This is a genomic window from Bacillus sp. Au-Bac7 (genome assembly GCF_021341655.1).
Classification (GTDB): Bacteria; Bacillota; Bacilli; order Bacillales; family Cytobacillaceae; genus Niallia.
The window spans coordinates 83,068-94,611 of record NZ_JAJTTG010000003.1; the positions used below are offsets into that span (position 1 = coordinate 83,068).

Genomic DNA, 11,544 nt, shown 5'->3' on the forward strand with positions numbered 1-11,544 from the left:
AAATGTTGAATAATAGATTCGCACATAGTACACAATTTTTTATGATACTGGAAAGGAGCAGGAATGTCACTGCTTTTAAGCAAATAAACAAAAGTTCTATTCTTCAAAAAAGTATAGTAAATTCACAAGATTTATATAGTTTTGTGATTCAAACAATTGTTTATCTCCCCTTTTATTGGAGAGAATTTGAATTATAGAATTAAATCAGTGGAGATGTCAAATGTTAGTCTTGTTTTATTGTTTTTTTCTATTTGTCTGATTATTTTTGTGCACCTTTATCAAATTGAAATCTTAGGAACTGGATAACAAAAAACCCCTCCAATTAATGAAGGGGCTCCCTAAATCATGCAGTCTTTTCTTCTGCTTTAACTGCTGGTTTTCTGTTTGGTAATAGATTAAACAAGATGTTCAGCACAATAGCTGTAACACTTCCTGCTACAATGCCGCTTTCTGTCAGAATGCGGATTGTTTCAGGCATTTCTTTGAAGATATCTGGCACTACTGTCACACCAAGACCTAATCCGACTGAGCATGCGACAACAAGCAGGTTTCCTTGCTGGTTGAAATCAACTTGTCCCAGCATTTTAATACCGTATGCACAAACCATACCGAACATCGCTAACGATGCTCCCCCCAGCACTGCTGTTGGGATTAGGGTTGTGACTGCTGCTACTTTAGGCAGGAAGCCTAGGATAACAAGGATAATACCAGCAGAGAAAATCGCGCTTTTTGTTTTTACTCCTGTCAGCTGTACAAGCCCGACGTTTTGTGAGTAAGCTGTGTATGGGAAGGAGTTGAACACACCGCCAATTACGCTGGCAATCCCTTCAGAACGATATCCTCTTGCAAGGTCCTTTTCTGATACCTTTGTTTTTGTGATATCGCTAAGAGCTAAATATACACCAGTCGATTCAATAAGGCTGACAATTGCTACAAGTGTCATTGTTAAGATAGCTGAGAAATTAAATGTCGGCATTCCGAAATAGAATGGCTTTAAGCCGTGAACCCAGGAAGCTTCCCCAACTTCAGCAAAGTTGACTAAGCCCATGAACGCTGCAACAATTGTACCAACGATTAATCCAATTAAAATGGAGATAGTTTTAATAAAGCCTTTTGCGTATTTGTTTAGCAACAGGATAAACACTAACACACCGAAAGACAACAGCAGGTTTTTCGGATCACCGAAGTCTGCACTGCCTTCGCCGCCTGCCATATCCTTAATAGCAACAGGAATCAATGTTAAACCAATGATGGTTACGACAGAGCCTGTCACAACAGGCGGGAAATATTTAACTAGCTTACTAAAGAAGGAAGAAATAATAATAATGATAGCTCCTGAAACGATAATCGCTCCGTATATAGCAGTTACTCCATGATTTGCACCGATTGCAATCATCGGTCCTACTGCTGTAAATGTACAGCCAAGCATGACTGGAAGACCAATCCCGAAGAATTTATTTTTCCAAACTTGCAGCAATGTAGCGATACCGCATGTCAGCAAATCAATTGATACTAAATAGGTTAATTGTTCAAATGTTAAATTCAGCGCTCCGCCAACAATCAATGGAACTAGCACTGCTCCAGCATACATTGCCAGAACGTGTTGAAAGCCTATTGACCATGTCTTTAAAGATTCCTTGCCCATATAATTAGTAACCTCCTGAATAGATGCTTTGCACTTCTCTGTCTGCAGCAAACTTCACTTTTCCTTCTTGCAGGGAAGCGATTCTTGCCAATGACTCCAAACGATATCCTTTTTTAAGAATCTCATCAGCACCAGGCTGGAAGGACTTTTCAATCAAAATACCGATACCGCTCACCTCAGCGCCAGCTTGTTCTACTAAATCTGCCAGACCGATTGCTGCCTGTCCGTTTGCAAGGAAGTCATCAATAATTAAGACACGGTCTTCCTTTAAAAGATATTTTTTCGATACAGTAATCTCATTGGATTCCTGCTTTGTAAAAGAATAAACAGTCGATGTATATAAATCGCTTGTTAACGTCAAAGATTTTCTTTTTCTCGCAAAAATGACGGGAACATTCATCGCTAGGCCCGCCATAATAGCAGGTGCAATGCCGGAAGATTCAATCGTTAGGATTCTTGTGACTCCTGCGTCTTTAAACCTTCTTGCGAACTCTAAGCCAATCTCATTCATAAGCTGTGGATCCATTTGATGATTGATGAAAGAGTCTACTTTAAGCACATTGCTGTCGAGCACAATGCCTTCTCTTTCAATTTTGTCTGTTAGTAGCTTCATTGCGTTCATCCCCCTGAAAAATAAAAAGGAGAACAGCACGTTTACTTAAAAAAGAGTAAGCGTGCTGTTCTCCAGCAGAATTAATGACACTATTCCCTAAAGAAAATAGCATCCTATTATTAATAGCTTACTCGTAGTCAGATAATTTCCGGTTATCTGGTAGAAACTCGCAGGCCATATCCCTGCTATTATACGAGATGAATATAAATGTTATATAGAAATTATATCCGAAGATTGGACTTTTGCAAACTGAATTTTTACAAAAACGAAGAATATTCGACAAAGTCCAACACGGAAGCACAGGATAAAAACCTTGCTGTCACTGTCTTTAGCCGGTTTTTCAGACTAATGCTGGGAAATGCAACCAAAAGAAGAAGCCGCCAAATTTATCGGCGGCTTTTCCTCTTATTTATATCTTGGTATGTCAAGGGTAATACTATATGACTCTAGTATATTATAAATATTATACATGCTGGATGTTTGCTTAGATGCCCAGCCAATATCTGTTGCATATTGGTGTGTAGCATATCCATTTGCAGCTGCTCCGACAGGATTCCATCTCATTTCATATATAGTATCTTGACCTCTGTCAATATAGTCTTTTCGCACAAATTCAGCACCGCCAATAATAGCTGCTTCTGGTGTAAACCAGCCTGCGCTGTACGCGAAAGCTGCTCCGCCTGAAACGGCATTATTGTCTGTTGCGCCAATTCCGTACATATTGTACACTGTCTTGCCATTGTATGTGACGCCTTTTGCAAGCTGGCTCGTTCCGTTTCCTGTTTCCAAGAAGGAGTGTGCCATCAAGTAAACGGCGTTAACGCCATACTGCTCTGCAGCTTTTTGGTAGCTGCTTGCTTTTCCAGCAAGTATACCTTTTCCGGTAAGAACCTTCTCATTCACTTCATCCACACTGATTGTACCCGGATCAGAAAGCTTAGCAAATTGCAGCTGTGCTTTCAGCGTTCCCTGGAAGTTAGATGGGTTGATATAATACTTCAGATCCGCTATGGAAGGCGGAACCCATCCGCCAAGCTTCATCCAGTTCATGCCGTCCGTGCCCTTTACTGTGCTAAGGACTGTGAAATCACTGTCTCCTGCTTGGAAGCGAAGATCATGTGCACTGTAGTTCGCCCCCGGACCTGTACGAATATTCCAGCCGCCCTCAACAGCTAATCTGCCATTGCTTTTCGTATAAAAAGCATCTTCACGCAAGTAGATGTCATAGCGTTTGTCTGTTTTTGGAGCGGAATTGCTCTGGATTGTCGTCATTTGGTCAAGGGTAAGAGAAAAGTCACTGTATGTTTTAATTACTTCTTGCTTCACCGATTCGCTTATATCAAGGCTGATATTTGCGTTGCCAGTGCTCTCGAAATACTTGATTGTTACAGTGTGGTATCCTTTGTCCATGTACTTCGCTTTTACTTCTCGCTCGCCCTTCTTCGCTACCCATGAATCGATGATAGTCTTTCCATCGACAAGCAGAATGACACCGTCATCTGCATTAACAGTGAAGTCATAGTTCGTGCTCTTAGAGAAGTAGACTTGCTTGCTCATAACTGCTGAGAAGTTATCATTTGGAATACTCTTAGCAGGCGAGCCTGAACCCCAATTGAAGTTCACGTCAGATTCCTGATCGACTTCCACAAGTCCTGTGGAAGATACAGGACTGCTTGGATTAATGACGTTCGGATAATATTGAACTGTCCAAGTATCCTTATTGATTAAGCTGTTCTCATTGAATGGGGTAATCGTAAAGTCAATATTCGATTTGCCTGTCTGTTCAAGATATCTAACCTCAATCCAGTGAATATCTCCTTCTGCCCCATTCTTGACAGAAAGCTTAACTGCATCATTTTTGCTGTTGCCAGCACTCCATCTGTCGATCACAACTTTGCCGTCGACAAGCACTTGCACTCCGTCGTCAGCAATTGTGTTGATATAATAATCGCCAGCAGTCAGGCGCTTCGCCGTAACATAACGTGCTGAATAGTTATTAGCAGGCACATTTGCCATCGGCGCATCATAGCCGAAATCTTCTGTAAAGCCGTTGTTGCTGTTCGGATTGAGCACTTTCGCATTCACAGGAGCACCAGATGTTTCCATATTGTCATAATAATAGACAATCCAGTTTCCAAATGGGACTACATCAGCAAACAGAGATGCTTTTCCGGTATTTTCATAGTATTCAGCAGTAACGGTATGATTACCGCTAGAGACCTTCGGCAATGTTGCACGGTAAATGTCTCCTGAAGAGTTCGTCCACTTATCGATAAACTTGCTGCCATCAAGGCTCATGCGGATGCCGTCATCAGCAAACGCCTGTGCAAAGTAATCTTGTCCGCCTGCAATCAGTTTTCTGAAGCGAGCAGAGAAGTTATCTGCAGAAAGGCCTGAGATGGACTGCCCCGTACCCCAATTATAGCGAATGGTATCAAGCTTATTGCCGGATGTCGCTCCGCCTGCTATATTTACATAATTTCCAGACAATGTGCTGTTCGGATAGAATTGACCGAACCAGCTGTCCTTCTCAACTTCCTTATCTGCGTTTTGCAAATAGAACTCAAGACCGCTGCCGCCTGTCTGATCATAGTATTGAATTTCAATGGTATGAACATTTTTGTCAGAAGCAGAAGCTGAAGTGCGATCATTAACTTGAATAATATCAGTTGTTTCACTCTTCCAATAGCTGCTTGATTTCCATCTGTCCACAACAAGATTGCCGTCAAGATAAACACGAATTCCATCATCTGCTCTTGTGCGCAAAATATACGAACCAGCAGTTATCCTTTGTGCTGTCTTGTAGCTTACAGAGAAGTTGTCTGCATTAATCCCTACAGTTGGTGAGCCTGTGCCATTTTCCACCTTCAGACTTTGTCCATTTCCAGAAACAGTCTTGACAGACTTAGGCATACCAGTCAGAGATGTATTGTTATAATAAGATGCAATCCAGTTTCCGAATGGTGCCACAGTTGCTGCGATTCCTGCATTGTTGGTACTTTCATAGTAATCAACAGTCAAACGGTGATTTCCAGTGCTTAAACCTGTGATTGTTCCAAAATCTGATTTTCCGGAAGAATTGCTCCAGCGGTTAATGACAGTCTTGTCATCAACGGTTGCTCTTACTCCGTCATCTGCATATGTTTGAATAACATAATCCTTGCCGCCCTCAATGAGCTTCATGAACTTAGCAGAGAAGTTGTCTGCATTCACTTCTGTATAAGGATTGCCTGTTCCCCAATTATGAAGAAGCTCCTTCACCTTAGTGCCTGCAGTAGCACCGCCGACTGCTTTTACCGGTGTTCCAGACTGACTCGTATTATTGTAGTAAAGCTCTAGCCAGCTGTCCTTTTCAAGCTCATCACTCGCAGGCTGCAGATAAAATTCCAATCCGCTGCTTTTTGTCTCCTCATGATACTCAATTCGTATGGTGTGAATATCTTTATGGTCTGCATTCCCTGTTGTATGATCCTTTACAGAGATGACATGAGTCTGTTCGCTCTTCCAGTAGCTGCTTGACTTCCAGCTGTCGACTGCAAGCTTGCCGTCAATATAAACACGCATTCCGTCGTCAGCTCTTGTACGTAAAATATAGTCGCCTGCCTTAATTCTTTGGGCAGTTGAATAGCTTGCGGAGAAATAATCGCCGCCAACCGCACTAACAGGTGAACCATATCCGTTCTCTACCTTCAAGGAAGTGCCGTCACTTGAAATTGTATTTTGTGCTGCCGGGAAGCCGCTTAAATTCGTATTGTTGTAATACCAGGCAATCCAGTTGCCCAGCGGCACTGCGTCTCCCGCTACTCTTGCTCTGCCGCCTGCTTCCATATAATCGACTTGAAGCAGATTATTGCCGGATGCAAGATCCGTAATAATTCCTGTATCCATTATTCCAGAGGAGTTGCTCCAGCGATTGATGACGGTGTTGCCATTTGCCTTTGCACGAATTCTGTCATCGGCATATGTCTGGATATAATAATCCTTGCTGCCATCAAGAAGCTTATAGTAGCTTGCTGTGAAATTATCCTCATTGATGTTTGGATACGGCTTGTTCTTATCCCAGTTATGGAAAAGCTGGCTCTGCTTTGTTCCAGCAGTAGCGCCTCCCTCAATAACAGAAGCAAGCCCGCTTAAAGAGGTATTGTTATAATATAAGCCAAACCATTTATTAGCTGCAGCCTCTTGTTGAATAGTATTCAAGTAAAATTCAAGGCCGCTGCCGCCTGTTTTCTCATAATACTCGATCGTAATTTCATGGACATCCTTCTTAGAAGCATCACTTGTGCTCTTGTCCTTTATTTCGATCATATGCGCTTGTTCACTTTTCCAATAGCTGCTTGATTTCCAGCTGTCTACAGCCAATTTGCCGTCAATATAAATCCGTATGCCGTCATCAGCACGAGTTCGCAAGATATACTTGCCGGCCTTTATATGCTGAGCTGTTGAATATCTCACAGAGAAGTTATCCTTGCCAATGCCTTCTATCGGGGATCCTGAACCGTTTTCCACCTTGAGGGACTTGCCGTTTCCTTGAATAACATTCTGTCTCTTCGGAGTTCCGCTTAAAGAGGTATTGTCATAGTACCAGCCAATCCAGTCGCCAAATTCGACTGCCTCAGCAGCAAATCTCGCTCTGCCAGTCGCTTCAAGGTAATTTACCTTCATCGTCTGTTCTCCAGAGCCAACATTTGTTGCGACACCTGTATTAATAGCGCCGGATGAGTTGTAGTTTTGCTTGATTACTGTCTGACTCCCAATTTTCACTTCAATCTGATCATCTGCATAAGATTGGACAAAATAATCCTTGCCACCAGCCAACTTCTTTAAATAAGTTGCAGTGAAGTTGTCTGCAGGCAGGCCGTCCGCAGGGCTTTCACGCCCCCAGTCTTTCAGGAGCTGATCTAGCTTAGTGCCAGCTGTCGCTCCGCCTTCCACTAATGCGGGAGTGCCAGAAAACGATTTATTAGAATAATAGAGTCCTAGCCAGCTGGAATCCTCTGTTTCATCCTCATATGGATGAAGATAAACCTCAAGGCCGCTGCCGCCAGTCTTATCATAGTATTCTACCTTTATGCGGTGAAGCTGTTTGTTGGATTGACCGCTAATGTCTGCGACTGTAATCACTTTGGACTTCTCACTTTTCCAATAGCTGCTTGCAGTCCAGTCATCCACAACCTTCTTGCCATCCACATAAACTCTAATGCCGTCATCTGCCCTTGTCCGCAGGATATACTTCCCTGCAGGCATCACTTGGTCGGACTGATAAACAGCAGAAAAGTTGTCGCTGTTCACTCCGGTTGCCGGAGAATTAGTGCCGTTCTCTACTTTCAAGCCAAGCTCATTCTGGGAAATCTCCTCTTTTACGACAGGAGTTCCTGACATGCTCGTATTGTTATAGTAGCTAACAGACCATTTTGCAGCAGTTGCTGCTTCTGCATCATGACTAGCCGGAATAAATAACCCCGAAATTCCGAATGCTAAAGCCATAAATGTTACGGGTAAAAACTTCTTAATCCAAGACACCTCCTAAAAAGATTCGTCTGATAAAATAGTCTTAGCGATAAACCCTCTATAATTATGCAATATTACCCGAAATTTGTTAATAATTCTTTTGAAGCACCTACCAAAAATAGTACGATATACTCATAGATTTTGGAGAAATATGAGAAAATATGTATGTTTTTGTCAAAAAAATATATTTAATGGGAGTTTTATAAATTGGTAGTCGGATAGGTATAAAGAGGTGAGGAGGCAGCATAAAAAGCTGCCTTAAAAGATGGACAGTAAATAAAAGTAATAAATTGGTTTATATCCAGCCATTATTTTGCGCCTTTGAAATTGCTTCAATTCTGTTTTTGACTTCTAATTTATTTAATACTTCAGAAATATAGTTGCGGATAGTGCCGGAAGAAAGATACAAGGTCGAGGAAATTTCTTGGACAGTTTTTCCTGCAGCCACGAGAGCTAAAATCTCTTGTTCTCTTTCTGTTAATGGATTTTCTGTACCTATGCTGCCAAAAATCAATTCAGAGGCAAACTCTCTTTTTCCCTTCATAACATTACGAATCGCTTCTGCCAGGTCCTCACTTGGTCCGTCCTTAAGCAAGTAGCCGTGAACATTTGCTTTTAACGCTTTTTCAAAGTAGCCTGGTCTTGCAAATGTGGTCAGGATAATAATTTTTATTGCAGTATTTTTTCTTTGCAGCTCTTCAGCAACCTCCAGACCGCTCCTAACAGGCATCTCAATATCTAACAGACAAACATCTGGAGAGAGGGTTTCAATCAGCTCAAGGGCTTCTTTTCCATTAGCAGCCTGCCCTATCACATCGATATCCTCTTCAAAACTTAACAGAGTACCTAAAGCTCCTCTCAGCATTCTCTGATCTTCAGAAATAATGACTGTAATCAAATTATCTCCTCCTTCCGATCCTTGATAACAATTGGGATGTTAATAGTAAGCAGCGTTCCCGCTTCTGATGACAAATGCAAGTTTCCTTCCAGTATCTCCAGCCTTTCCTTCATGCCCTTCAGCCCATTTCCGAACCAATTGCCCTCAGGTATACCCTTGCCATCATCTGTTATACTCACCGTCAGCTGTCCACTGCTGTTCTTAATTTTTATATGACAATTACTCGCACTGCTATGCTTCACTACATTTGTGACCGCCTCTTTTAAACAAAGGCTGACAATATTTTGTGTCAGTGCTGAGATGTCTTCATACTCATTGAGGCTTGCGTCTATATGGCTGACAATTCCTGCAGCCTCTAGGATAGCTTGAACTTCAACCAGTTCCTCTTGTATCGTTATTGATCTCATATCCGATACCAGTTCCCTAACCTGTCTCAATGCCGAACGAGAAATTTCCTCCATTTGCTTTGCCTCATTTTTTATCAAATCCGGCGACTTAACTGCCATCTTGCCAATCAGCTGACTTTTCAGTGTCAGCAATGATAAAGTATGGCCTAACGTATCATGTAAATCGCGGGCAATTCTTACTCTTTCCTCTCTTTTTACGAGCTCTTTAATTTGCTTATTTGCTGCATCAAGCTGCTGCTCTAATTCCATTCTTCTATCCATTGAGCGAATGCCGAATGGAGACACAAGCATGATAACAAGAAAAGGAATATAGTAAAGCAGACTACGGAAAGATATTGTCTCCCAGTGGTACAAAATCGGGATAATAAGCACGCATGCAAAGAAGCTGAGAGCTTTGGAGAATGACCGTTTGTTTGCATAATAACCAATAAAGTGGGCTGGAAAGAAACCCATGAATAACACATTTAAGTTATAAAACATACTTAAGATTAAGATGACAGCAAGTTGAATGGTCAGCCAAAAGGTATAGCCCCTTTTCTTGATAAGAAAGTAAAGCTGTCTGTAGGAGATCAGAAATAAACCAAGAAGAAAATATCCTAACACTAGTTTTGACAATCGTTCATGTGCAATATAAACACCTGGCAAAATCATATAAACTAAGAATACATATGGAAAAAATCCAAATCTTGCAGGAAAAATCTCCAGTTTTTTAGTACTAGCCATAAATTCTCCTTATGCATATTGCCTTTTTCTAATATATATAGATAATACCATAAATAGGAAAAGGTACCCTATTATTAACAGAAAACCTTGAATTGAAGGACTGTTCCCTCTAATTATTTCCCATGCTCCTCCTGCGAAGGAATTTGACGGCAGCCATACGGAAATAGTCTGCATAAATTTCGGAAAAACTTCTACAGGCATCCACATGCCCCCTACGACAGCCAAAGCCATATAAATTAAATTGCTTATGCCAGCTGCTGTTTCTACCTTTTTCATTGAACCCACCAATGTTCCAATTGCAAGGAAAGGCAACGAGCCGAAAAGAATCCATAGCACACATAACAGCCACTGCATTGGCTCAAGGCTGACACCATTTATAATATAGCCTGCCAAAAAGATAACAAAGATCGAAAATAGATGGATAACAGTTTGTGCTGCAATCTTGGCAGCAAAATATATGCTTGTAGGCAAAGGTGTAATGTTCAAATACAAGGTCCAGCCTTCAGAGCGCTCCTGAACCATCTTGATGCCTAATGTCATAATGGAGCTTCCCATGACACTGAAGGTTGTCATCGACATTAAGTAATGGGCTTGCCACAAATCAGCATCCACATTTGGTGTGCTGACAACCTTGGTGAAGATATAATAAAAAATAATCGGCATAAGCAAAGACCAAAAAATATAATAACGATTGCGAAACATACGAATCAGTTCTGCCTGGCTTTGTCTGCTGAACATCTTCATTTAAACTTCCTCCTTTTTTCCTGAAGGAGCTTTGAAAAGGCATCTTCCAATTTCCCTTGCTGAATTTCAATATCCTGGATTTTGAGCTTCATTTCGAAAATATGGTAAATTGTCTTATCTGAATCAACTGTGACAAGACTAACCCTCCCTTTCTCCCTTATCACTTCCTCTACAAATGGGATAGATTCATATATATCCAGCGCGTAATCAGCTGCTTCTTTAAAGGAAATCGTCTTTTTAGTCCATTTTGCTTTCAATTGTTCAGGAGTTCCGTCACCCACAACTTCGCCGTCACTTATCATAATAATCCTTTCTGCCGCCTCATCTGCTTCCTGCAAATAATGGGTAGTAAAAATAATTGTCTTTCCCTGACTCTTTAACGCTGCCACTGTCTCCCAGAATGCCTTCCTTGCGTTGATGTCCATACCTACTGTTGGTTCATCTAAGAAAATTAACTCCGGGTTTCCCGCGAGAGCCAAAGCAAAATGAAGCCTGCGCTTTTGGCCGCCAGATAATTTTTCTGTGCGTCTATTCCAATCCTGTTTAGAAAGACCAGTAATAGCAAGCAATTGATCAGCAGATAAAGGCTCTGGATAATAGCTTTGCACTAACTTGATAATTTCCTTTACTTTCAGACTGTCCATCACACTTGTTTCCTGAAGCATCGATCCAATTTTCTCTCTTACTTCCTTTCGTTTTGGCTCAGATTGAAACAAATGAACAGTGCCTTTTGACGGCTGTAATAGCCCAAGCATTAAGAGAATTGTCGTTGTTTTTCCCGCCCCATTTGCTCCAAGGATAGCAACTGCTTCTCCCTTCTTTATTGTAAAAGAGATATCATTCACAGCCCTTTTCTGCTGAAACTGCTTTGATACATTGGTAAGTTCGATAACCTTTTCCAAAACGTAAACCACCTCCGCTGTTGATAAACTAATTGTATAATCCTTCCACTCTCCTTTTTAGTCGTAAATGTCATGAAATAAAGATGACATTTGTCATCTCC

The 11,544-nt window shown here is 41.4% G+C and carries 7 protein-coding genes and 1 riboswitch; all 7 genes read right to left on the reverse strand.

Going from position 1 to position 11,544, the window contains the following annotated elements:
- Positions 1–343 precede the first annotated feature (343 nt).
- Complete coding sequence (locus LXM54_RS13505) at positions 344–1,645, reverse strand: nucleobase:cation symporter-2 family protein (protein ID WP_233315738.1); 1,302 nt, start codon at positions 1,643–1,645, stop codon at positions 344–346.
- Positions 1,646–1,649: 4 nt separating this feature from the next.
- Complete coding sequence (locus tag LXM54_RS13510) at positions 1,650–2,258, reverse strand: xanthine phosphoribosyltransferase (protein ID WP_233315739.1); 609 nt, start codon at positions 2,256–2,258, stop codon at positions 1,650–1,652.
- A 114-nt stretch (positions 2,259–2,372) separates the two neighbouring features.
- A riboswitch (purine riboswitch) is annotated at positions 2,373–2,474 on the reverse strand.
- 189 nt (positions 2,475–2,663) lie between these two features.
- Positions 2,664–7,781, reverse strand: a complete 5,118-nt coding sequence (locus LXM54_RS13515) for a PA14 domain-containing protein (RefSeq protein WP_233315740.1) — start codon at positions 7,779–7,781, stop codon at positions 2,664–2,666.
- A gap of 283 nt (positions 7,782–8,064) precedes the next feature.
- Entirely contained in the window at positions 8,065–8,667 is a 603-nt protein-coding gene (locus LXM54_RS13520; RefSeq protein ID WP_233315741.1) for a response regulator transcription factor, read from the reverse strand.
- Positions 8,664–9,797: a sensor histidine kinase gene (locus LXM54_RS13525; RefSeq protein ID WP_233315742.1), complete on the reverse strand. Its 1,134-nt coding sequence runs from the start codon at positions 9,795–9,797 to the stop codon at positions 8,664–8,666. Before LXM54_RS13525 ends, LXM54_RS13520 begins: the two co-directional genes overlap by 4 nt.
- A 9-nt stretch (positions 9,798–9,806) precedes the next feature.
- Positions 9,807–10,541, reverse strand: a complete 735-nt coding sequence (locus LXM54_RS13530) for an ABC transporter permease (protein WP_233315743.1) — start codon at positions 10,539–10,541, stop codon at positions 9,807–9,809.
- Entirely contained in the window at positions 10,538–11,443 is a 906-nt protein-coding gene (locus LXM54_RS13535) for an ABC transporter ATP-binding protein (RefSeq protein WP_233315744.1), read from the reverse strand. The genes LXM54_RS13530 and LXM54_RS13535 overlap by 4 nt, the downstream gene beginning before the upstream one ends.
- Between the last annotated feature and the right edge of the window lie 101 nt (positions 11,444–11,544).

Excerpts from the sequence above, each read along its gene's own strand:
- LXM54_RS13505 (WP_233315738.1), bottom strand. The coding sequence starts at position 1,645 with ATGGGCAAGGAATCTTTAAAGACATGGTCAATAGGCTTTCAACACGTT.
- LXM54_RS13510 (WP_233315739.1), bottom strand. The coding sequence starts at position 2,258 with ATGAAGCTACTAACAGACAAAATTGAAAGAGAAGGCATTGTGCTCGAC.
- LXM54_RS13525 (WP_233315742.1), bottom strand. The coding sequence starts at position 9,797 with ATGGCTAGTACTAAAAAACTGGAGATTTTTCCTGCAAGATTTGGATTT.
- LXM54_RS13530 (WP_233315743.1), bottom strand. The coding sequence starts at position 10,541 with ATGAAGATGTTCAGCAGACAAAGCCAGGCAGAACTGATTCGTATGTTT.